The 20,514-nt window shown below is 62.6% G+C and carries 23 protein-coding genes; 15 read left to right on the top strand and 8 right to left on the bottom strand.

All coding sequences use genetic code 11. The features are described from left to right. Positions 1–108 precede the first annotated feature (108 nt). The 6 genes from K3762_RS01965 (at position 109) to lpxK (ending at position 6,396) form a co-directional block, all read left to right on the top strand. On the top strand, positions 109–1,638 hold the full coding sequence (locus K3762_RS01965; protein ID WP_260011208.1) for a DUF2125 domain-containing protein: 1,530 nt from the start codon (positions 109–111) through the stop codon (positions 1,636–1,638). A 112-nt stretch (positions 1,639–1,750) separates the two neighbouring features. Beyond that, positions 1,751–3,097: a TldD/PmbA family protein gene (locus K3762_RS01960; RefSeq protein ID WP_132444109.1), complete on the top strand. Its 1,347-nt coding sequence runs from the start codon at positions 1,751–1,753 to the stop codon at positions 3,095–3,097. Further along, positions 3,090–3,866, top strand: a complete 777-nt coding sequence (locus tag K3762_RS01955; protein ID WP_132444108.1) for a 3'(2'),5'-bisphosphate nucleotidase CysQ — start codon at positions 3,090–3,092, stop codon at positions 3,864–3,866. The genes K3762_RS01960 and K3762_RS01955 overlap by 8 nt, the downstream gene beginning before the upstream one ends. A 63-nt stretch (positions 3,867–3,929) precedes the next feature. Next, complete coding sequence (locus tag K3762_RS01950; protein ID WP_132444107.1) at positions 3,930–4,172, top strand: DUF4170 domain-containing protein; 243 nt, start codon at positions 3,930–3,932, stop codon at positions 4,170–4,172. A gap of 6 nt (positions 4,173–4,178) precedes the next feature. Further along, positions 4,179–5,423, top strand: coding sequence for a 3-deoxy-D-manno-octulosonic acid transferase (locus tag K3762_RS01945; RefSeq protein ID WP_067624444.1), 1,245 nt, complete (start codon positions 4,179–4,181; stop codon positions 5,421–5,423). Beyond that, positions 5,410–6,396 carry a tetraacyldisaccharide 4'-kinase gene (gene lpxK / locus K3762_RS01940; RefSeq protein WP_260011204.1) on the top strand — a complete coding sequence of 329 codons (987 nt, stop codon included), beginning with the start codon at positions 5,410–5,412 and terminating at the stop codon, positions 6,394–6,396. Before K3762_RS01945 ends, lpxK begins: the two co-directional genes overlap by 14 nt. Here lpxK and K3762_RS01935 read toward each other — a convergent pair. The 3 genes from K3762_RS01935 to K3762_RS01925 are packed head-to-tail and all read right to left on the bottom strand — an operon-like array spanning position 6,393 to position 8,744. Further along, positions 6,393–7,511 (bottom strand): CaiB/BaiF CoA-transferase family protein, encoded by a 1,119-nt coding sequence (locus K3762_RS01935; RefSeq protein WP_132444105.1) that lies wholly within the window; start codon positions 7,509–7,511, stop codon positions 6,393–6,395. The two genes, lpxK and K3762_RS01935, sit on opposite strands and share 4 nt — an antisense overlap. Then, complete coding sequence (locus K3762_RS01930; protein ID WP_067624454.1) at positions 7,511–8,197, bottom strand: DsbA family protein; 687 nt, start codon at positions 8,195–8,197, stop codon at positions 7,511–7,513. Before K3762_RS01930 ends, K3762_RS01935 begins: the two co-directional genes overlap by 1 nt. Positions 8,198–8,234: 37 nt before the next feature. After that, a complete protein-coding gene (locus K3762_RS01925; protein ID WP_132444104.1) occupies positions 8,235–8,744 on the bottom strand; it encodes a DUF721 domain-containing protein in 510 nt (169 codons plus the stop codon). A gap of 82 nt (positions 8,745–8,826) precedes the next feature. Here K3762_RS01925 and mutY point away from each other — a divergent pair, with 82 nt between their 5' ends. The 3 genes from mutY (at position 8,827) to K3762_RS01910 (ending at position 11,600) form a co-directional block, all read left to right on the top strand. Next, complete coding sequence (gene mutY, locus K3762_RS01920) at positions 8,827–9,891, top strand: A/G-specific adenine glycosylase (protein ID WP_260011197.1); 1,065 nt, start codon at positions 8,827–8,829, stop codon at positions 9,889–9,891. 66 nt (positions 9,892–9,957) lie between these two features. Then, positions 9,958–11,106, top strand: a complete 1,149-nt coding sequence (locus K3762_RS01915) for an alkane 1-monooxygenase (RefSeq protein WP_132444103.1) — start codon at positions 9,958–9,960, stop codon at positions 11,104–11,106. 68 nt (positions 11,107–11,174) lie between these two features. Next, positions 11,175–11,600 (top strand): response regulator, encoded by a 426-nt coding sequence (locus tag K3762_RS01910; RefSeq protein WP_120349989.1) that lies wholly within the window; start codon positions 11,175–11,177, stop codon positions 11,598–11,600. Positions 11,601–11,714: 114 nt separating this feature from the next. Here the strand turns inward: K3762_RS01910 and K3762_RS01905 are convergent, their stop codons facing one another. The 3 genes from K3762_RS01905 to K3762_RS01895 form a co-directional block, all read right to left on the bottom strand. After that, complete coding sequence (locus K3762_RS01905; RefSeq protein ID WP_067942027.1) at positions 11,715–12,815, bottom strand: site-specific DNA-methyltransferase; 1,101 nt, start codon at positions 12,813–12,815, stop codon at positions 11,715–11,717. An 88-nt stretch (positions 12,816–12,903) separates the two neighbouring features. Further along, positions 12,904–13,533, bottom strand: coding sequence for a ribonuclease HII (locus K3762_RS01900; protein ID WP_132444102.1), 630 nt, complete (start codon positions 13,531–13,533; stop codon positions 12,904–12,906). Between the two features lie 127 nt (positions 13,534–13,660). Further along, the gene (locus K3762_RS01895) at positions 13,661–14,242 is read right to left on the bottom strand and encodes a hypothetical protein (protein WP_067942030.1); all 582 of its coding nucleotides are present in this window, start codon (positions 14,240–14,242) and stop codon (positions 13,661–13,663) included. A 216-nt stretch (positions 14,243–14,458) separates the two neighbouring features. Here K3762_RS01895 and K3762_RS01890 point away from each other — a divergent pair, with 216 nt between their 5' ends. From K3762_RS01890 to K3762_RS01880, 3 genes are all read left to right on the top strand, one after another. Further along, the gene (locus K3762_RS01890; protein WP_120349986.1) at positions 14,459–14,767 is read left to right on the top strand and encodes a hypothetical protein; all 309 of its coding nucleotides are present in this window, start codon (positions 14,459–14,461) and stop codon (positions 14,765–14,767) included. Position 14,768: 1 nt separating this feature from the next. Then, on the top strand, positions 14,769–15,443 hold the full coding sequence (locus K3762_RS01885) for a hypothetical protein (RefSeq protein ID WP_082849503.1): 675 nt from the start codon (positions 14,769–14,771) through the stop codon (positions 15,441–15,443). Positions 15,444–15,551: 108 nt separating this feature from the next. Continuing rightward, a complete protein-coding gene (locus K3762_RS01880) occupies positions 15,552–16,574 on the top strand; it encodes an aspartate-semialdehyde dehydrogenase (protein WP_067623574.1) in 1,023 nt (340 codons plus the stop codon). An 80-nt stretch (positions 16,575–16,654) separates the two neighbouring features. On the opposite strand, the gene K3762_RS01875 is transcribed toward K3762_RS01880, so the two are convergent. Beyond that, positions 16,655–17,305 carry a carbonic anhydrase gene (locus tag K3762_RS01875; RefSeq protein WP_067942032.1) on the bottom strand — a complete coding sequence of 217 codons (651 nt, stop codon included), beginning with the start codon at positions 17,303–17,305 and terminating at the stop codon, positions 16,655–16,657. A gap of 155 nt (positions 17,306–17,460) precedes the next feature. Between K3762_RS01875 and K3762_RS01870 the strand changes: the two genes are divergently transcribed. The 3 genes from K3762_RS01870 to K3762_RS01860 all read left to right on the top strand — a co-directional run bounded on the left by K3762_RS01870 (position 17,461) and on the right by K3762_RS01860 (position 20,063). After that, positions 17,461–17,838 carry a hypothetical protein gene (locus K3762_RS01870; protein ID WP_120349985.1) on the top strand — a complete coding sequence of 126 codons (378 nt, stop codon included), beginning with the start codon at positions 17,461–17,463 and terminating at the stop codon, positions 17,836–17,838. Between the two features lie 63 nt (positions 17,839–17,901). After that, entirely contained in the window at positions 17,902–19,284 is a 1,383-nt protein-coding gene (locus K3762_RS01865; protein ID WP_132444101.1) for a M17 family metallopeptidase, read from the top strand. Beyond that, on the top strand, positions 19,281–20,063 hold the full coding sequence (locus tag K3762_RS01860) for a C40 family peptidase (protein WP_260011190.1): 783 nt from the start codon (positions 19,281–19,283) through the stop codon (positions 20,061–20,063). Before K3762_RS01865 ends, K3762_RS01860 begins: the two co-directional genes overlap by 4 nt. On the opposite strand, the gene K3762_RS01855 is transcribed toward K3762_RS01860, so the two are convergent. Further along, a complete protein-coding gene (locus K3762_RS01855; RefSeq protein ID WP_067622201.1) occupies positions 20,060–20,407 on the bottom strand; it encodes a DUF2794 domain-containing protein in 348 nt (115 codons plus the stop codon). The genes K3762_RS01860 and K3762_RS01855 overlap by 4 nt on opposite strands. Positions 20,408–20,514: the final 107 nt, after the last annotated feature.

Genomic DNA, 20,514 nt, shown 5'->3' with positions numbered 1-20,514 from the left:
GAGGCTGTGGTAATCTGCCGATCAACCCGGGTCCAGCCTCGCGTCGCTTGACCCTGCGCGGGGATTGGCAGACCCTATGCACAACTCATTGCCGAAAAGGATTTTCCGATGTCTCGCATCCCCACAGCGTCGCTGCTTCTCGCCCTGCCGGTCACGCTGGCCTCGACGCCCCTCTGGGCCGACCTGACCCCTGCCGAAGTCTGGGGCGATTGGCGCCAGTATATGCAGAGCATGGGCTATCAGGTTGAGGCGAGCGAAGCCTTTGACGGCGCGGACCTAACCGTCAGTGATGTGACCCTGAAGATGGACATGGCCGAAGAGGGTGGCGATTTTTCCCTGTCGCTCGGCACGCTGCGTTTCGAGCCGGAAGGTGACGGCGCGGTCAATATCCGCATGCCCAATGTCATGCCGATGACGATCAACGTCGCGCCTGAAACGCCCGAGGATGAACCGGTGTCGATGGTGTTGAACTATGCCCAGACCGCCCCGGTGATGCGCGCCAGCGGCAGCGCTGAGGCGCTTCAGTATGACTATGCCGCCGACAGCATCTCGCTCACGCTTGCGGGGCTCAAGGTCGGCGAAGAAAGCTATACCGAAGAAGAAGCCAAGTTCACCCTGACCGGCAGCGGCGTCAGCAGCCGGACCGAAATGACCGGGACCGATACGCGCCGCTACGACCAGTCGGGCCGCATCGACAGCCTGCAATATGACGTGGTGATGAAAACCCCCGAGGACCCTGCCCGTGTCGCCGTGAAGGGCGGCGTGGATCAGGTGGTCTTTGACGGCAGCGGCACGCTGCCGATGATTGACGCAGGCGCGGACGTGGCCGCGATGATGCGGGAAGGTCTGACCTTTGGCGGCAGCTTTACCGCTGGCGCAGGCCGCACCGACATGCAAGTCTCTGACCCCGAAAATGGGGAATTTCAGCTGGCCTCAAGCTCAACCGGGGCGAAGCTGGGCGTGGCGATGGGGCCCGAAGGGCTCTCCTATGACGGTGGCCAGCAGAACATCGAGGTCAGCGTCACCGCCGCCGACATGCCCTTCCCGATCCAGTTCAGCATGGCGGAAAGTGCGTTTAATCTGAAAATGCCGGTGATGAAGTCCGAAGAGCCGCAGGACTTTGCCTTTGGCGTCAAGCTCGACAGCTTCAAGATGTCGGACATGATCTGGGGCATCTTTGACCCCACCGGCCAATTGCCTCGCGACCCGGCAACTTTGGTCGTGGACCTGTCGGGCAAGGCCAAGCTGCTGTTTGAACTGATGGACCCCGAAGTCACCGCCACCATGGGCGATGAGGCACCGGGCGAAATTCACGAATTGAACGTAAACGAAGTCACGCTTGACGTAGCAGGGGCCGAGTTCGATGCCACGGGGGCGATCACCTTTGACAACGAAGACATGCAAACCGTGCCCGGCATGCCAAAGCCCGTCGGCGCGCTGGACCTGTCGTTGATCGGCGGCGTGGCCTTGCTCGACAAATTGGTGACCATGGGGCTGATCCCACAGGAGCAGGCACTGGGCGCGCGGATGATGATGGGGCTCTTTACCGTCCCGGGCGAAGGCGAAGATTCCCTGACCTCCAGAATCGAGTTCACCGAAGAGGGCGGCATCCTCGCCAACGGTCAGCAGATCAAATAACAACCGGCGCGGCCTTGGTCTGCGCCCTTTCCGCGTGGGAAAATACAGCGCGGCCCTTGCCCCTCTCGGGGCGGGGGATTACCCCTTTTCCAACCCCAAAAGGAGCCAGACCATGCCAGACGCCCTTGATGCATTGACCAAGTCCCTCCTTCAGGCGGCCACCAAGGCCGGTGCGGATGCGGCCGATGCCATGGCGATCACGGCAAGCTCCGTCTCAATCGAAGTGCGCGGCGGGGCGCTGGAACAGGCCGAACGCTCTGAAGGAACGGACATCGGGCTGCGGGTCTTTGTCGGGCAACGCTCGGCCAATGTCTCGGCCTCCGATACCTCCGCGCGCACGATTGAAGAGATGGCCGAACGCGCCGTCGCCATGGCCCGCGAAGCACCCGAAGACCCCTATGCGGGGCTGGCCGATCCCGCTCAACTCTCTGCCCGCCGCGATGCGGAAGGGCTAGAGCTTTGCGACCCCGCGCCAGAGCCTTCCCCCGAAGCCCTGCAAGATGACGCTGCCCGCGCCGAAGCCGCCGCGCTGGCCGTCGAAGGGGTGAGCCAAGTGCAATCCGCAGGCGCTGGCTATGGCGCACAGAAAATCCATCTCGCGGCGACCAACGGGTTTGAGGGCGGCTATGCCCGCAGTGAACGCGGGCTGTCCTGCGTTGCCATTGCGGGCAGCGGCACGGGGATGGAGCGGGACTACGACGGCGACAGCCGCATCTTTCAGGCCGACCTGCGCGACGCGCAAGAGATCGGCACCCGCGCGGGCGAACGCGCGCTGGCGCGGCTGGATGCGCGCAAGCCGCCCACCGGCAGCTATCCGGTGCTGTTTGACGAACGCATCGCCGCGTCGCTGATCGGGCATCTGCTGGGCGCGATCAACGGTCAGGCGATTTCGCGCGGGGCGTCATTCCTGCGCGATGCGATGGGTGAACAGGTGCTGCCCGAAGGTCTGTCCCTGATCGAAGACCCGTCCCGCATCCGTGCCACCGGCTCACGTCCTTTCGATGCCGAAGGGTTGCCGACCCAGCAACGCGCCATCGTTGAAAAAGGCATCCTGCAAGGCTGGACGCTCGACCTTGCCACGGCCCGCAAGCTGGAGCTTACCCCCACCGGCAACGCCGCGCGGGGCCCCGGCTCTGGCCCGCAGCCCTCGAACTGGAACATCGCGCTGACCCAAGGTGAGGCCAGCCGCGACGATCTGATCGCTGAGATGGGCACCGGGCTTTTGGTGACCTCGATGATCGGCAGCACGATCAACCCCAATACGGGCGACTATTCGCGCGGAGCTTCGGGCCTTTGGGTCGAGAATGGTGAGATCACCCATGCAATCAACGAATGCACCATCGCGGGCAATCTGCGCGACATGCTGCGGGCGATGATCCCCGCCAATGATGCCCGCAGACATCTCAGCCGTGTTGTTCCCTCTCTGCTGGTACCGGGAATGACCCTTGCCGGTGCCTGAGGACGACCTCTCCCTTTTGATCGACGCCGCCCTTAAGGCAGGTGCGGTCGCGCGCGGCTTTGTCGGGGCCACGGCAAAACGCTGGGACAAGCCCGACAACGCAGGCCCGGTGACCGAGGCCGATCTGGCGGTGAATGACCTGCTGCTGGCGGAACTGCGCGGCGCACGGCCCGGCTATGGCTGGCTCTCTGAGGAGACTGAGGACAATACCGACCGACTGGGGCATGAACGGGTCTTCATCATCGATCCGATCGACGGCACCCGCAGCTTTGTCGAAGGCTCTGACACATGGGCGCATTCACTGGCGGTGGCCGAGGCGGGCGAGGTTACGGCGGCGGTGGTCTACCTGCCAATGCGCGACATGCTCTACGCTGCCAGCCGGGGCGGTGGGGCCACGCTGAACGGCACGCCGATCCGCACCTCAGAGATCGGCGATCTGGCCGAGGCGACCGTCCTCGCCGCGCGGCCCGCGCTGGTGGCAGAACGTTGGCACGGCGGCGCACCGCCTGTGTTCAAACGCAGCTACCGTCCCTCGCTCGCATACCGCATGGCACTGGTGGCGGATGCATCGTTTGACGCGATGATCACCCTGCGCCGCACGTGGGAATGGGACATCGCCGCTGGCACCTTGATCGTGGCCGAGGCGGGCGGCACCTGCGCCACCGCCACGGGCGCGCCGCTCAGGTTCAACAATCCCGACCCGCGCGTGGATGGTATCGTCGCGGGCGGCCCAATGGTGCAGCGCGCGCTGATCGACGCCCTTGCGTGACCGGCCCCATCTGCTAGGCACTATGCGCAGCACCGCAGCTTTGACAGATCAAAGGACAGCTCCATGACCCAACGCCTGCACCTTGTTTTCGGTGGCGAACTTGTCGATCCGACCAAGAACGCTTTCAAGAACGTCGACGACATCCATATCGTCGGGATCTTCCCCAACTACGCCAGCGCCTATGACGCATGGAAATCCGAAGCGCACCGAACCGTGGATAACGCCCATATGCGCTATTTCATCGCGCATCTGCACCGCCTGCGCGACGAGGAAACCTCGGCCTCGCCCACCGAAGAGCTGGAATAAACCACCATGGCGGCGCGGTCGCTGGGGCTTGCAGCCTATCGCGCCCTTGTGCGCCGGGGCGGGGCCGAAGACGCAGCGCCCTATGCCGCGCGCCCCGAGGGTGAGCTGGTTTGGATGCATGCCGCCGAGGCGGGCAATGTCTTGGCCGTGCTCGACCTTGCCAAACGTCTGATGGCGATGCGCGACCGCGTCGCGGTGCTGGTGACCCTTTCGGAGAGCGCGGCCACCCAAGACCTCCCGCCGACCGACACCCGCGATCTTTTCATCCTTCCCGCCCCCAGTGAACATCCCGAGAATGTGGCGCGGTTCCTTGACCATTGGCGCCCCGGCTTTTGCCTGTGGACATGGGGTGGGCTGAGGCCCAATCTGGTGTTGGAAACCGCGGCGCGCGGCTGCCCGATGATGATGATCGACGCCGACAGCGCTGGTTTCGATGGTCGCCGGGACCGCTGGATGCCCGATGTGACCCGACAGTTGTTGTCCGCCTTCGATCAGGTGCTCACCCGCTCTCCGGCCGTGCTGCGCCGTCTGGTGCAACTGGGCCTGCCGCGCAGCAAGGGAGAGGTGACTTCGCCACTGCTGACGGGCGGCCAAGCGCTGCGCTGCGCGGAAACGGATCTGGCGGATATGTCGGCATGCCTTGTCGGTCGCCCGGTCTGGTATGCGACACAAATCCTGCCCGAAGAGATACCCGTCGTGCTGACCGCTCACCGCCAAGCGCTGCGTCTGTCGCACCGGTTGCTGCTGATCCTGCACACCCATGACTACCCTACCGCCGATATCGCCTATGAACGCGCCCGCGCGCGGGGATTCACCGCGATGCGGTGGGGGGATGATCCCTACCCCGATGAAACCACTCAAGTCATGGTGGCCGATGACCCCGGCGACCGGGGGCTGTTTTTCCGCGTCGCACCCGTGTCGTTCCTTGGCTCTTCGCTGGTGTCGGGCCATGGCGGCTGCGATCCCTTCGAGGCGTCAGCGCTTGGATCTGCGGTGCTCTATGGCCCCAAGGTGCGGAACTTTCTGCCGTCCTACGGGCGGCTTGCCACAGCAGGGGCAGCGCGGATCGTCAACGATGCGGGTGCGCTTGGCAATGCGGTCTCGCGGTTGATCGCACCGGATCAGGCGGCGACCATGGCCCACGCGGGCTGGGACGTGATCAGCGAGGGGGCCGAACTGGCCGATAGGGTGATCGAATTGATCCAAGACAGCCTCGACGACCATGCGGGGGCCTCAAATGCACGCGCCTGATTTCTGGCATCAGCCCCGACCCGATTGGCGTGCACGGTTGCTGCAGCCACTGGGCGCGCTTTATGCCGCTGCCACCGCGCGGCGGCTGGCCACAGGTACGCCGCTGCGCTTGGATATCCCGGTGATCTGCGTCGGCAATATCAACGCGGGCGGCACCGGCAAGACGCCCACGGTGATGGCGGTGCTGCAATATCTGCTAGAGCGCGGCCATCGCCCGCATGTCGTCTCACGCGGCTATGGCGGCACGCTGGAGGGGCCGGTGCGGGTCGACCCCGTACAGCACAGCGCCGAGAAGGTGGGGGACGAGCCGCTGCTACTGGCCGCATTCTCGGATGTCTGGGTCGCCCGCGATCGTGCCGCGGGTGCGCAGGCGGCAGAGGCTTCGGGCGCCACTGTCGTGGTGCTGGATGACGGCTTTCAGAACCCCGCCTTGGCGCAGGATCTGAGCATCGTCGTGGTGGACGCGGTCAAAGGTTTCGGCAACGGCCTGTGCCTGCCCGCCGGGCCGCTGCGCGAGCCTGTCGCGGCGGGGCTGGCGCGGGCTGACCTGCTGCTTTCCATCGGGGATGAAGCGGCGCAGACCCGTTTCGCGGCAGGGCTACCGAACACCGATCTGCCCCATGCACGCGCCGAACTCGCGCCCCTGCAGACCGGGATGGATTGGTCGGATTCCCAAGTGCTCGCCTTTGCAGGCATCGGCCACCCTGAGAAGTTTTTCGCCACGCTGCGCGGGCTGGGGGCTACGATCCTCCATGCCGAAGCGCTGGAGGATCACCAGCCGCTGACGCCACGGCTGATGCTCCGGCTAGAGACCGAAGCCGCGATGCGCGGCGCCCAGCTTGTCACCACCGAGAAAGACGCCGTGCGCCTGCCGATGGAGTTCCGCGCCAAGGTGCTGACCCTGCCGGTGCGCCTGTCCCTGCCCGAAGGCAATGCGCTGCACGCCGCGCTGGACAGGCTGCCACCGCCCTAGGCCTTGTTGTCTTCGCCCAATTTCGGTGCAGGGCGGTGCAACGAAAGCTCGGCCCCCGAAAAGGTGAAGGGCGAGCGCAGCCCCGGCACGCCATCAAGCTCGATCTGCATGCCCCGCGCCACGACCTGCGGATCGGCCATGACATCGGCCATGTCGTTGATCGGCCCGGCAGGCACGCCATGCGCCTCGCAAGCGGCCAGCAGATCATCCCGGCTACGCAGACGGGTTGCCCCGGTCAGGCGGCGGATCATCTCGGGCCGGTTGGCTACACGGTCGGCGTTCTTGAGGTATTCCGGCGCGGTGGCCATATCCTCAAGCCCCAGCAACTGACACAGCCTCTGGTACTGCCCGTCATTGCCCGTGGCGATGATGAGATGCCCATCGGAACATTCAAACACCTCGTAGGGCGTCAGGTTCGGATGCGCATTGCCCATCCGTGTCGGCGCCTTGCCGGTGGTCAGATAGTTCATCGCCTGATTGCCAGTGATTGCCACCGCACAGTCCAGCAGCGCCATGTCGATATGTTGCCCCACGCCGGTTTGGTGACGCTGGTGCACAGCGGCCAAAATCGCGGTGCTGGCATAGACCCCCGTGAAAATATCGGTGATCGCCATGCCGGATTTCTGCGGGAGGCCGTCCGGCTCGCCGGTGATCGACATCAGTCCGGACATGCCTTGGATGATGAAATCATAGCCCGCGCGGTGGGCGTAAGGACCGGTTTGGCCGAAACCCGTAATCGAGCAATAGATCAGCTTGGGGAACTGCGCAGACAGGCTGGCATAGTCCAACCCGTATTTCGCCAATCCGCCAGTCTTGAAATTCTCAATCAGGATATCCGCGTCGGCCAAAAGTTCCTTGACCTGCGCCTGACCTTCCTCGGTCCGGAAATCCACGGTGACAGAGGCTTTGCCCCGGTTCGTCGAATGGAAATAGGAAGCGGTCACATCCTCGTCACGGGTGACGAAGGGCGGGCCCCATTGGCGGGTGTCATCCCCCGCCGGGCTTTCCACTTTGATCACCTCGCACCCGAGGTCCGACAGTGTCTGACCGGCCCAAGGGCCGGCCAGAACACGCGCCAATTCGACGACTTTCAGTCCTGCAAGCGGGGCGGTCATTAGCCCGCCAGCGCGTCGTCGAGGAGTTCTTTCATGTCGGCATAGGACATGTTCGAGTGTTTCTTGCCGTCGATGACGAAGCTCGGCGTGCTAGAGATATCATCCTCTTTGGAGTTCTCGGTGTACCATGCCACCAGCGCCTCGGCTTTGGCGCCGTCTTTCAGGCATTCGTCCAACGTCTCGTTATCAAGGCCAGCCAGACGGCCAATCTTGCGCAGCTCGTCGACGATGGCCGCAGGCTCGCCCGCGCGGGTCCACTCACTTTGCGATTTGTAGATCAGGTCAGCGATGCCAAAGAATTTCTCTTGCCCGCCGCAGCGCGCCACCATGGAGGCCCAGAGGCCGTAGCGGTCGAAATAGACTTCGCGGTAGATGAATTTCACTTTGCCGCTGTCGATGTAATCAGCCTTCAGCTTTTTGAAGGTGTCGTTGTGGAAGGTCGCACAATGCGGGCAGGTGAAGGAGGCGTATTCGATCATCGTGACCGGCGCGTTTTCATCGCCCATGACCATCTCGGTGATGCCTGAGGTATCCACATCGCCTTCAGTCGTCTGGGCATTCGCGGCACCAACGAAAGGTGTCAGCGCGGTGCTGCCGAGGGGGGAGGAGCCGAAGCTGCTTGCGGCAAACCAGCCACCGACGCCGAGTGTGGCGAGACCGCCAAGGATTACGTTTCTGCGATTCATGAGGTGTTCCTTTGTCTGTTACGTCAGCTTTAGGTGGTCAGCTTTGGTTCTTGTTCAATATGTTCTCGCCCAGACGTGCAAGGGCTTCGCGCAGCCCTTCGTCGGCCACGGGCTGAGCGGCTTCGGCTGCTTTGCGTTGCAATGCAGGGCTCGGAGCGGCCTTTTCGGCCTTGGGCTTATGGTCAAACGCCACCTGCCCTTCGGCAAAGCCGGTCGCCGCCGTCTGGGTGATGCGCACCCGCGCGATCGCGTTATAGCCATAGACCGCGTTGACCCGCGCGCGCAGTTGCTCTTTCTGCATCTCCAGCATGGGCGCATTGGCCCCGGTGGTCAGCAGGGTCAGCGTGGCGCCGATGCCTTCCTTGCGGCCATAGCTGACCTCAACCGGGCGCGAGATGGCGGCAGTTGCTTCGCCTGCGATCTCGGTCCAATGGGTCAACAAGCGCGATTGCGCAAAGCCACGGGTCTCGCTCGCCTTGCGAATCTGCTGCGAGAGCAGGCTGTCGGTGCGTTTAAACCCTTTTGTAGTCGTACGACGTGGCGGCATGGCTTTGTTTCCCGAATATGCTGACATACATAACCATTTGCCCCAGCGTCACCAGCCCCTGCCCTGTGGAAAGGCCTAAACATTGCGTGAGAATACATCCGTCAGCAAGCTGCCGCCGATCCTGCTGGAATGGTACGACACCCATGCCCGCGCCCTGCCGTGGCGGGTGCCGCCGCACGACCGGATGGCAGGTGTCACGCCCGATCCCTACCGCATCTGGCTGAGCGAGGTCATGTTGCAGCAGACCACCGTGGCCACGGTAAAGGATTATTTCGCGCGGTTCACCGCCCGCTGGCCGGATGTGGCGGCCCTTGCTGCGGCTGAAGATGCCGATGTGATGGCCGAATGGGCGGGGCTTGGCTATTACGCCCGCGCCCGCAACCTGTTGAAATGCGCGCGTGTGGTGGTGGCAGACCATGGCGGCAGCTTCCCTGCGGATCATGATGCGTTGCTGAAACTGCCAGGAATCGGGCCCTATACGGCAGCGGCGATCTCTTCCATCGCATTCGATCTGCCCCACGCGGTGCTCGACGGCAATGTCGAGCGGGTGATGGCGCGGGTCTATGACATCCACACGCCGCTGCCCGCTGCGAAGCCCGAGTTGATGGCGCGGGCCGTCGCGCTGACCCCGCAGGACCGGCCCGGAGACTATGCCCAGGCCGTGATGGATCTGGGCGCTACAATCTGCACGCCAAAGTCCCCCGCCTGCGGCATCTGCCCGTGGCGCGAGCCCTGCGTCGCGCGGGCAGAAGGCACAGCGGCGCTGCTGCCAAAGAAAGCCCCGAAAAAGCCGAAACCCGTGCGGCACGGCACGGTCTACCTCGCCCAGCGCGAGGACGGCGCATGGCTGCTGGAAACGCGCCCTGACAAGGGACTGCTTGGCGGGATGCTAGGTTGGCCCGGTTCTGACTGGGTCGACACGTCTGAGCCGCGCCCCGAAGGGACCCCGCCGCTAACAGCCGATTGGCAGCCTCTGCCCAGCGAGGTGCGCCATACATTCACCCATTTTCACCTGATGTTGACCGTGCAGCACGCGCGTGTCAGCCATGATACCGCGCCGCAAAACGGTGAATTCATCGGCCAAAACCAGTTCAGCCCCAGCGATCTGCCCACCGTGATGCGCAAGGCTTTTGATCTGACCCGCTAGCGCCGCGTCAGGCTTTGTACCCCCGGCGATCTGCGGTATATCTGGCGCACAACAATGAGGTGCCCCATGCCGAACCGCATCATCGCCCCACAAGACCTTGCCCGCCTCAGTCGCGCCCTGCCGTTTTGGCTGTCGCTGCTGCTGATCCCGCTGGCGTGGTTTTGTGCCCTGCAAGGCGGCTGGACCATCGCGCTGCTGCCGCTGGTGACGTGGTATCTCTTTTCCCTGCTCGACGCGGTGCTGGGGCTGAACCTCGACAACGCTGATCTGGAGGCGACGGAGGATGATCTCTATTGGTATCGCCTCGTCACGCTGATCTGGACACCGCTGCAATTCCTGACCGTCTTTGGTCTGATCTATTACGCCACGCGGGCCGCGCATCTGGATGCGGCAGAGCGTATTCTCCTGTTCTTCGGCGTGGGCGTCATCACCGGCACCATCGGGATTAACTACAGCCATGAATTGATGCACCAGCGGAACAAGACCGAACGGCGGCTAGCGGATATTTTGCTGGCCATGGTGCTCTATTCTCACTTCCGGTCGGAACATCTGCTGGTGCACCACCGCCATGTCGGCACCCCGCGTGACACGGTGACGGCGCGCTATAACGAAGGGTTTCAACGCTTCTACCCGCGCGTGCTGCGCGAGTCGCTGACCTCGGCCTTTCATGCGGAAAAGAACATGCTGGCGCGCAAGGGGCTGCCGTGGACCGATCCGGGCAATCCGTTTTTCAAATACTGGGCGCTGCAAGCCGCCTTTCTGTTGCTAGCACTGGTGCTGGGCGGATGGAGCGGCTTGGGCCTGTTCCTCGTGCAGGCCGGGGTCGCGATCTGGCAATTGGAACTGGTCAATTACATCGAACACTATGGGCTGACGCGCAAACATCTGGGCGGCGGTAAATATGAGCACGTTCAGCCACGCCACTCTTGGAACGCGGCCCATAAAGCGTCGAACTGGCTGTTGATCAACCTGCAACGCCATTCCGATCACCACTACAAACCCGATCGGCGTTTCCCGGTCTTGCAAACCTATGGTACGGGCGACGCGCCGCAGCTGCCCTATGGCTATCCGGTGATGACGATGGCCGCGATGGTCCCCCCGCTGTGGCGGCGCATCATGAACCCGCGCGTGCGCAAATGGCGCGAGATGTACTACCCTGAGATCACCGACTGGAAAGCCTACAACAAAGCCAGCAATCCCCTGCCCCGTCTCTGAGCGCGGCAACGCAAAGTTAAACTTTGCCTGTCACATAGGCTGCGATTGTTACCAGTGGAGTGGTATTGATGCAGCAACAGCAAGCGCCCTCGGGGGCGGCGTATGATGGCACCTGTCTGATCGTCGAGGACAGTGAGTTTGACAGAGAGAGGCTGCGCCGCGTTCTGGCCCGCGCCTATGGCGGGATGCGGGTGGAGTTCGCCCCCAGCATCGACGCCGCGCGCAAGGCGCTAAGCGCGGGGGACAAGGCGCTGATCCTGCTCGACAACAACCTGCCCGACGGGTTGGGCGCGAATTTCGCGCTGGAACTGGCCTGCGACGACCGCCATGCACAGACGCCGGTGATTATGGTCAGCGATTGGCCCTCCCCCGGCATGTGGGAAAAAGCCGCCTCTGCCGGGGTGCTCTACGTGGTGAATAAATCCGATTTCGATGCCCGCTATATTGACGCCGTGCTGCGTGAGTTTCAGGCCCGCAAGCGGTGGGTGAATTAGGCCGATCCAACAAAAAAACCCCGCCGTGGGGCGGGGTCAAGGTAGGCACCCGTGTGGCTGCCCCTCACGCAGAGGGGCCACGGGTGCCGGCGGTGTTCGATTGTTCGGAGTAGATCAGTTGGCCATCTCGGCCCTGATCTGCTGACGCAGAATGTCGATGGGGACATTCTTGCCGTCTTTCTTGTAGCACCAATAGGTCCAGCCGTTGCAGCTTGGCGCTTTCTCATAGGCCGCGCCCACCTGATGGATCGACCCTTTGACATCGCTGCCAATGAGGGTGCCATCGGCACGGACCTTGGCCTTGTGGCGGCCATTCATGGAATAGAGGTTCTCACCCGGGCGCAGCATGCCGCGCTCGACCAACTGGCCGAAGGGCACGCGCGGCTCGGCACGTTTGGAGGTGGTGGTTTGCAGCGCTTCGTTGTCGAACTTGCGCACCATCGAGATGCGTTTCTCGGCCACCTTGCGGTAAGCTTCCTCGCGCTCGATGCCGATAAAATCACGGCCCAGCATCTTGGCGACAGCGCCGGTGGTGCCGGTGCCAAAGAACGGATCAAGAATCACATCGCCGGGGTTGGTCGAACCAACGAGGATGCGGTGCAGCAGGCTTTCGGGCTTTTGCGTCGGATGCGCCTTGTCGCCTGCTTCGTCCTTCAGACGCTCATGGCCGGTGCAGATCGGCAGCACCCAATCGCTACGCATCTGAATGCCTTCGTTCAGCGCCTTCAGCGCTTCGTAATTAAAGGTGTATTTGCTGTTCTCGCTCTTGCCGGCCCAGATCATCGTCTCATGGGCATTGGTGAAACGCTTGCCGCGGAAGTTCGGCATCGGGTTGGACTTGCGCCAAACCACGTCATTAAGGATCCAGAAACCTTGATCCTGCAGCGCTGCGCCGACACGGAAGATGTTGTGGTAGCTGCCGATCACCCAGATCGCGCCATCGGGTTTCAGCAAACGCCGTGCGGCTTTGAGCCAAGCGCGGGTAAAATCGTCATAGGCCTTAAAGCTGGCGAATTGGTCCCATTCGTCATCAACTGCATCGACCTTGGAGTTGTCCGGGCGATGCAAATCACCTCGCAACTGCAAGTTGTAGGGCGGATCCGCGAAGATCAGATCTACCGACTCTGCTGGGAGGGCGTTCATTGCCTCAATGCAATCGCCCGCAACAATAGTGTTCAAGGGAAGCGCCGCAGCGCCCTTTGTCATCGTTTTCATATCTCTGCCTCATTACCCGGCGCTTAAGCGCTCATTGGTTGTGGATAAAATGGGCCATCAGAGATTCGTGGTCAATTTCTTTTTTGAATCAATCGGTTAACAAATTGGCTTGATACAAGATATTGTGTACCGGCTTGAACAAACGTCTATGGTGTGGGGTCACACCAAGATCCTGCAGCGCGGCCATGTGGCTTTTCGATCCGTAGCCCATATTGGTTTCCCAACCGTAACCCGGATGCTGTTGCGCCAAATCCACCATGAGGTTATCGCGCACGGTCTTGGCCACGATGGAAGCCGCCGAAATGGACAGGCAGCGCGCGTCCCCCTTCACCACAGGTTGCGCAGGCAGCGCCAGATCGCGCGGGAGCATATTGCCGTCAATCAATGCGTAGTCCGCCGCACAGGCCAATCCGGCCAGCGCGCGGGTCATCGCCAGATGGCTGGCACGCAAGATGTTGTGTTCTTCGATCTCTTCGACGGTGGCATGGGCCACGCAAACCACGGCCACCGACATGATCTCATCATAGAGCCGTTCACGGGCGCGGGCGGTCAGCTTTTTGGAATCGTTCAGCCCCTCGGGGATCTGCCCTTCGGTAAAGACCACGGCGGCGGCGGTGACCGGCCCGGCAAGCGGGCCCCGGCCCACTTCGTCCACCCCGGCAATGGTGCGAAAGCCGCGGGCAGCCGCGCCGCGTTCAAATTCAAAGTCAGGTATCATAGGGCGAGGTGAAACCGCATGCGCCGAAAAGGTGCAACCAAAAAAAGAGAAAGGGGAGGCGCCCGAACACCCCCCCTTTCAACACCCGAGCGACAGGGACGTGCCGCTCGGTCAAGGCACGCCGGATTTACCGACGGGCCAAGCTGTAACCCGAGTCGCGCAGGCAGCGGGCATCATAGCCGTAGCGTGCGCCGTCCGCCGTCTTCACGCGCTTGGCGCAGTAGTTGGGCAGTCGGTCGACTTGGGAATAATTCTTTTCAAGGCAGGGCTCGCCAAACATCATCACCTTGCCGTCTTCGCCGTCATAGCTGCGGAAGCACTGCTGCGGCAGCAGCTTGCGGTCCACCCGCTCTGGCAGGGGGCGCACTTCGCGCTCGGGGTAGGTGGCGCGGTCGCGCTCTGGGTAGGTCCGGGCGCTGCGGTGCGGCTCGGGGCGCGGATCGATATAGGGGCGCGGGTGTGGCCTCTTGGAAACCGTGGGGTAATAGCGCGGCGCCTCATAGACGGGGGCGGCACGGCGGCGGGTGACCGTCTCACGCTCGTTGCGCTCTTTGTTGTTGTCGTAGATCATCTTGCCCACGATCGCGACGCCCGCAATCGCGGCGAGGGTGCGCAACACTTCCTTTTCATCGGCGGCGGCAGGGCGGGCACCAAAAGCGGTGATGGCAACCGCTGCGGCGGCGATGGTAGCAATGAACTTGCGGTACATGGGTCTGGTCCCTTCTCGTTTATCGGCGCGTTGCTGCGCCCTTGATCCTCTGCGGTCATAACTCGGGGACCGCGTATCGGTTCGTGTGTCTGTTGGTGCCACCAAATTGGGGTGAGGGCCTAAGACAGGCAATAACAGGGGGGCGTTATCCAATAACAAGGCGCCCAAAACGCCTTGGTTATTGAATAACAGCGGGCGAAAGCGCATTAAAAACATATGAAAAACCCATGTCTCTCAAACCCATGTCTCTCCTTGCTGACCGCGCTGGCGGTCATACTGGCCCTGCCCGCTGCGGCAACGGCTGGATGCTTTGCCGATTACAAGGCCAAGCAAGACAATCCGCTGCGCCTCCATTACGGGGTGGCGCAGATTTCCGGGGCCTGTGAGCCAGCCTCCGCCGAAACCGAACTCACGCCGCGTCTTGCAGCGGAGGGCTGGACATTGTTGAATGTGCTGTCTGTCTTCGGTGACGAAGGCTTGGATCAAAGGAAAGACAGTGCAGGAACATTCTACCTCCGCTTCTGACATGCGCAGATTTGGCGGGCGTTTCGTGATCGGTGGCATCGCCGCCGTGGTCGCCGTGCTTTTGGTCGGGGCGCTTGTCCTGCTTTGGGCGCTGCCGGATGCGAACGTCTTTAATGCTCGGGTTGAGCGGATCTTTATCGAGAATGACGATCTGACCACCCAAGCCGAGATCAAGCTTCTCGAAATCCTCGCCCAGTCCGGCACCGCCTTTTCTGAGACTTTGGCCAGTTACCGCATCGTGATCGTCGTGCTGCTGGTCTTTGCCAGCGCCATGCTGGTCGCGGCGATGGTGTTTTTGTTCATGCTGGTCGGCTTTAACCGCCGCATGGCGCAGATTGAGCGGACCGGCATTCAGGTGAATTCCCTGCTGATCAGCCGCGAAGAGAATACCGTTTACCTTAACAACCTCGGTTTCAAACTGACCGCAGCGGCGATGGAGACGATGTCTGTCTTGGCCGAAGCGCGGATGGACGATGACGTGCTGTCAGGGTCCGAGATCGAAGGCATGATATCGGGCCGCAACGCCGCCGACTGTGATGAGGCCGCCGGGGCCACGCGGATCAAGCGTTTGCGCGACACCTTGGGCAATCAATTGGTGTCGGAACTGCTGGTCAAAAACATCGCCCGGCGTGGCTATATGCTGGCGATCAACAAGGACGTCATCAAGGTTCTTTAACCCCGGCAGAGCGGCGCTCTGCACGGTCTGCGCGCGGCTGGCCCTAGCCAATGCCCCGCAGGCACGTTAAATGGCGTCAAATTTAATTGGACAGACTGGAGTAATCAGATGGGTTATCGCGTCGCCGTCGTCGGTGCCACAGGCAATGTGGGCCGTGAAATGTTGAACATCCTTGCGGAGCGTCAGTTCCCCGTGGACGAGATCGTGGCTCTGGCCAGCCGCCGCTCGCTGGGGTCCGAGATCAGCTTTGGGGACAAGACCCTCAAGACCAAAGACCTCGACACTTTCGACTTCACTGGCTGGGACATGGCGCTTTTTGCCGTGGGCTCGGAAGCGACTAAGAAATACGCCCCTGCCGCTGCCAAGGCGGGCTGCGTGGTGATCGATAACTCCTCGCTTTACCGCTATGATCAAGACGTGCCGCTGATCGTGCCCGAGGTGAACCCGCAGGACGTGCACGGCTATTCCAAGAAAAACATCATCGCCAACCCCAACTGCTCGACCGCGCAGATGGTCGTGGCGCTGAAGCCGCTGCACGATCGCGCCAAGATCAAGCGCGTCGTCGTCTCGACTTACCAGTCGGTTTCCGGCGCGGGCAAGGAAGGCATTGATGAGCTTTGGGATCAGACCAAAAGCATCTACAACCCGACCGATGACAAGCCCGCCAGCAAGTTCACCAAGCAGATTGCCTTCAACGTGATTCCGCATATCGACGTCTTCCTCGAAGACGGATCGACCAAGGAAGAATGGAAGATGGTCGCCGAGACCAAAAAGATCGTCGACCCGTCGATCAAAGTCACCGCGACCTGCGTGCGCGTGCCGGTCTTCGTGGGCCATGCGGAATCGATCAACATCGAATTCGAAGACCACCTCGACGAAGCCGAAGCCCGCGACATCCTGCGCGAAGCGCCGGGTCTCATGGTGATCGACAAGCGCGAAGACGGCGGCTACGTCACGCCGGTGGAATGTGTGGGTGACTTCGCCACCTTCATCAGCCGCATCCGCCAGGACAGCACCATCGACAACGGCATCAACCTGTGGTGCGTCAGCGACAACCTGCGCAAGGGTGCCGCCCTGAACGCCGTTCAAATCGCCGAACTGCTGGGCCGCGAAGTGCTGAAAAAGGGCTGAGGTTCAGCCCCAGTCTAAGAATAAGAAAGGGGGCCAAACGGCCCCCTTTTTCGTCTCTGTCTCATGCGTCTGCGATGGGCTCAAACCGGCTCGAAGGTCTGCGCCTTGGCGTCGTAATATTCCAAGCTTCCCTCGCCGATGTCGGTCCACAGGCCGTGCAAGCTCAGCGTGCCATCTTCGACCTTTTCTTTGATCCACGGGAAGGTCATCAGGTTCTCAAGCGAGGTCATCACCGCCTGACGCTCCAGCAAAAGCTGCTGCTCTGCCGGGTCTTCGACCTTTTCAACCGTCTCGTATTTCGGGCGCAGCAGGTCCATCCAGCGGCCCACGAAACTGTCTTGGTTCTCAAGCTCGGGCGCGTTGCCTTTGCACATCTGGATGCAGCCCGCGACGCCGCCGCAGCTGGAATGGCCCAGCACGATCAGATGCGCGACCTTCAACGCGTTGACGGCATATTCCACCGCCGCCGAAGTACCGTGCTGTTTGCCATCCGGCTCATAGGGCGGGACGAGGTTGGCGATATTGCGGTGGATGAAGAACTCGCCCTGATCGGCCCCGAAGATCGAGGTCACATGCACGCGGCTGTCGCAGCAAGAGATCACCATCGCGCGCGGGCGTTGCCCCTCGGCGGCCAATCGGCGGTACCAGGTTTGGTTCTCGGCATAGCCGGTCGCCTTCCACCCTTGATAGCGTTGCAACAGATACGACGGCAGAGCCTTGGCCTTGTCCATGTGTAAACGTCCCTTAATGCGTGATGTGGTTTTAGCGCAGATAGCGCAAATGCCATACGAATTCGAGAGAAAAGGCACAGCCATCGCAACCCTTTGCACACCTTCCCGCGCCATATTGTCTCAAGGCCGTGGGGGCTGATTGAAGGATGATACCAATGCAACTTATGCAAATACGCCCGACTGAGCAGGTCTATGTCGATCAAGAGCGGCTTGGCCTGCTCTACACGCAACTCGGGGAGGTGGGCGCCGAAGATGTCGTCTGCCGCGCGATGGAGGAATTGGCCCTGCGCCTGTCGCATTGCAAAAAGCTGCACAAGGACCAAGACCGCGCCGGGCTGCGCAAAAGCGTGCACCGCCTGATCGCCATTGCAGAGCAGGTCGGCATGGCGCTGGTCGCACGGGTGGCGGCGGATGTGGTGATCTGTATCGACGCGGGGGATGACACCGCGACCGCCGCCACCCTGTCGCGGTTGATCCGCAGCGGGGAACGGTCGCTCACCGCGATATGGGACTTGCCCGACATCACGATCTGACTGCTTGCGGGTGGCGATGGAAAAGGTAGGCTGCACGCAAATCCAGATTTGCAAAGGTTTGTCATGTCCGCCGAATTCGCCGCCCCCTCCGCCGCCGCCCTGCCGCTTCATGTCTTGAGCGAGGCCGCGCTTGAAGGCTGGCTTGCCGATCAGCCCGGCCCGGTGCAGGCATGGGTCAAGGCCAGCGGTTTTGCGGGTGCTCTTGGTCAGGCGCTTGTGGTGCCGGGGGAGGAAGGCACCCCCGCGCTGGCATTGGCGGGCTACGGCACCGAAGCCGCGCGCCGCAGGGGCCGCTTTCACCTTGCCGCCGCAGCCGCCCGCCTGCCTGCGGGGGACTACCGGATCGAAAGCGGCCTGCCAGAGGACCAAGCCGCGAACGAGGCGCTTGGCTGGCTGCTGGCGGGCTACCGTTTCGACCGTTACCGCGACCAAACCACGCTGGCCGCCCGTCTTGTCGCGCCCAAAAGCATCGACGCCGATCAGATCGCGGCGCTGGCCACGGGTGAAATGCTGACCCGCGACCTGATCAACACCCCCGCCTCTGACATGGGGCCGCCCGACCTGGAAGCCGCCGCGCGCAAATTGGCCGAGCAGCATGGCGCGAAGATCGAAGTCACAACCGGTGATGCGCTGCTAGAGAACAACCTGCCGATGATCCACACCGTTGGCCGCGCCGCCGACCGCGCGCCGCGTTTGATCGACATGGCATGGGGCGACACGGGGCCAAAGCTGACGCTGGTGGGCAAAGGCGTCTGTTTCGACACCGGCGGGCTGAACCTGAAACCCGGTGCGTCCATGGCGCTGATGAAAAAGGACATGGGCGGCGCCGCCGCCGTGCTGGGTCTGGCGCATATGATCATGGCCACCGGCATGGCCGTGCAGCTGCGCGTGCTGATCCCGGCGGTAGAGAATTCGGTCTCCGGCAACGCCTTCCGCCCCGGTGACATCCTGACCTCGCGCAAGGGGCTGACGGTTGAGATCAACAACACCGACGCTGAAGGGCGTCTGGTATTGGCCGATGCGCTGGCGCTGGCGGATGAGGACAAACCGGATCAGATCATCTCGATGGCGACGCTCACCGGGGCCGCGCGGGTCGCCGTGGGGCCTGACCTCGCGCCCTATTACAGCGACGATGCCGCTTTCGTCTCGGCCTTGGAAGACGCCGCTGCGGGGTCTGCCGATCCGGTCTGGCGGATGCCTTTCCATGACGCTTACGAGGCGCTGATCGAGCCCGGTATTGCCGATCTCGACAACGCGCCCAAGGGCGGCTTTGCCGGGTCGATCACCGCAGCGCTTTTCCTGCGCCGCTTTGTGACCGAGAGCAAATATGCCCATTTTGACATCTACGGCTGGCAGCCCGCCGACGCCCCCGCCCGCCCCAAAGGCGGCGCGGGCCAAGGCACCCGCGCGCTCTATGCTGCGCTGCCAGCCCTGCTAAAGCCATGAGCGATCCACGTCTCACCCCGGACCCGGCGCTGGCGAGCCAAAGCCGCGCCGCGCAGGTGGCGGTGCCGGTGGCAGACCTCTTCCGCCGTCCCGACGGCCCACGCGATCGGCAGGTGTTGTTTGGTGAGCCGTTGACCGTGCTGCATGAAGCTTCGGGCTGGGCCTATGTGCAGGCCGAGAAGGATGGCTATTGCGGCTACGTCCTGCAACGCGCGCTGAGCATACCGCGCAAGGCTACGCATCGCGTGTGCGTGCCTGCCACCCATGCCTATACCAGCGCCGATCTGAAATCGCCCGACCTGCTGAGCCTCAGTTTCGGCTCACCCGTCACGGTCATTGCTGAGACCAAGGATTTTGCCGAGACCCCGCAGGGCCATATCCCGCGCGGCCACCTTGCCCCCATCGATCGCCAGGAGGCCGACCCCGCGCAGATCGCGGCGCTGTTCCTCGGCACACCCTACCTTTGGGGCGGCAACAGCCGCTGGGGGATTGATTGTTCCGGTCTCGTGCAGGCGGCGCTGCTGGCCTGCGGCATCCCCTGCCCCGGTGACAGCCACCAGCAGGAGCGCACCGTGGGCGCGCCGGTCGACGGTGACTACCAACGCAACGACCTGCTGTTCTGGAAAGGCCATGTCGCGTTGGTGGTCGATGCCGAAACGATGATCCACGCCAATGCCCACGCGATGGCCGTGAGCTATGAAAACATCACCGATGCCATCGCCCGGATCGAAGCCGCTGGCGACGGGCCGGTGACTGCACATCGCCGCCCCGGCGTTTAATCCACCGACCGGATCAGCTTGCGTTCCAACACCCGCAGCACGGCCTTAAGGTCGTGGCCCCGGCGCAGCACCTGCCCGCCGGTGCCCACCACAGCATACATGCCTTGGCGGTTGCGCAGCTTTGGCCGCTTTTCAATCCGGTAAAGCGGTATCTCCGCCGTGCGCCGAAAGACTGAAAAGACCGCCACTTCTTTAAGGTGGGAAATCCCATAATCGCGCCACTCTCCGGCGGCGACCATCCGGCCATAAAGCGATAGGATCAGCGACAGTTCCGTGCGGTGGAATGCGACCTGTTCCGCGGGGCGCTCGAAGGCCGTGATCGGCGATGGGGGCTCTATGCTCATGGCTTTACAGTTGACCCTGATGGGGGCCAAATCAAGCCCTGACATGGTCGAATGCGCCGCTCAAAATTTCTTGAAAGCGTTACAAAATTGTGCAACCAATCGAAAAA

It is taken from the genome of Sulfitobacter sp. W074, from assembly GCF_025142275.1.
GTDB lineage: Bacteria > Pseudomonadota > Alphaproteobacteria > Rhodobacterales > Rhodobacteraceae > Sulfitobacter > Sulfitobacter profundi.
Note: the sequence above shows the minus strand (reverse complement) of the source record. Positions and strands in the feature narration are given on the sequence as shown.

Coding starts and splice junctions, on each gene's coding strand:
- K3762_RS01930 (WP_067624454.1), bottom strand. CDS start 8,197: ATGAATCGCAGAAACGTAATCCTTGGCGGTCTCGCCACACTCGGCGTC.
- K3762_RS01915 (WP_132444103.1), top strand. CDS start 9,958: ATGCCGAACCGCATCATCGCCCCACAAGACCTTGCCCGCCTCAGTCGC.
- K3762_RS01905 (WP_067942027.1), bottom strand. CDS start 12,815: ATGAAAACGATGACAAAGGGCGCTGCGGCGCTTCCCTTGAACACTATT.
- K3762_RS01860 (WP_260011190.1), top strand. CDS start 19,281: ATGAGCGATCCACGTCTCACCCCGGACCCGGCGCTGGCGAGCCAAAGC.
- K3762_RS01965 (WP_260011208.1), top strand. CDS start 109: ATGTCTCGCATCCCCACAGCGTCGCTGCTTCTCGCCCTGCCGGTCACG.
- K3762_RS01865 (WP_132444101.1), top strand. CDS start 17,902: ATGTCCGCCGAATTCGCCGCCCCCTCCGCCGCCGCCCTGCCGCTTCAT.
- K3762_RS01945 (WP_067624444.1), top strand. CDS start 4,179: ATGGCGGCGCGGTCGCTGGGGCTTGCAGCCTATCGCGCCCTTGTGCGC.
- K3762_RS01895 (WP_067942030.1), bottom strand. CDS start 14,242: ATGTACCGCAAGTTCATTGCTACCATCGCCGCCGCAGCGGTTGCCATC.
- K3762_RS01950 (WP_132444107.1), top strand. CDS start 3,930: ATGACCCAACGCCTGCACCTTGTTTTCGGTGGCGAACTTGTCGATCCG.
- K3762_RS01900 (WP_132444102.1), bottom strand. CDS start 13,533: ATGATACCTGACTTTGAATTTGAACGCGGCGCGGCTGCCCGCGGCTTT.
- K3762_RS01910 (WP_120349989.1), top strand. CDS start 11,175: ATGCAGCAACAGCAAGCGCCCTCGGGGGCGGCGTATGATGGCACCTGT.
- K3762_RS01870 (WP_120349985.1), top strand. CDS start 17,461: ATGCAACTTATGCAAATACGCCCGACTGAGCAGGTCTATGTCGATCAA.
- K3762_RS01885 (WP_082849503.1), top strand. CDS start 14,769: ATGCGCAGATTTGGCGGGCGTTTCGTGATCGGTGGCATCGCCGCCGTG.
- K3762_RS01960 (WP_132444109.1), top strand. CDS start 1,751: ATGCCAGACGCCCTTGATGCATTGACCAAGTCCCTCCTTCAGGCGGCC.
- K3762_RS01875 (WP_067942032.1), bottom strand. CDS start 17,305: ATGGACAAGGCCAAGGCTCTGCCGTCGTATCTGTTGCAACGCTATCAA.
- K3762_RS01855 (WP_067622201.1), bottom strand. CDS start 20,407: ATGAGCATAGAGCCCCCATCGCCGATCACGGCCTTCGAGCGCCCCGCG.
- K3762_RS01880 (WP_067623574.1), top strand. CDS start 15,552: ATGGGTTATCGCGTCGCCGTCGTCGGTGCCACAGGCAATGTGGGCCGT.
- K3762_RS01935 (WP_132444105.1), bottom strand. CDS start 7,511: ATGACCGCCCCGCTTGCAGGACTGAAAGTCGTCGAATTGGCGCGTGTT.
- lpxK (WP_260011204.1), top strand. CDS start 5,410: ATGCACGCGCCTGATTTCTGGCATCAGCCCCGACCCGATTGGCGTGCA.
- K3762_RS01925 (WP_132444104.1), bottom strand. CDS start 8,744: ATGCCGCCACGTCGTACGACTACAAAAGGGTTTAAACGCACCGACAGC.
- K3762_RS01890 (WP_120349986.1), top strand. CDS start 14,459: ATGAAAAACCCATGTCTCTCAAACCCATGTCTCTCCTTGCTGACCGCG.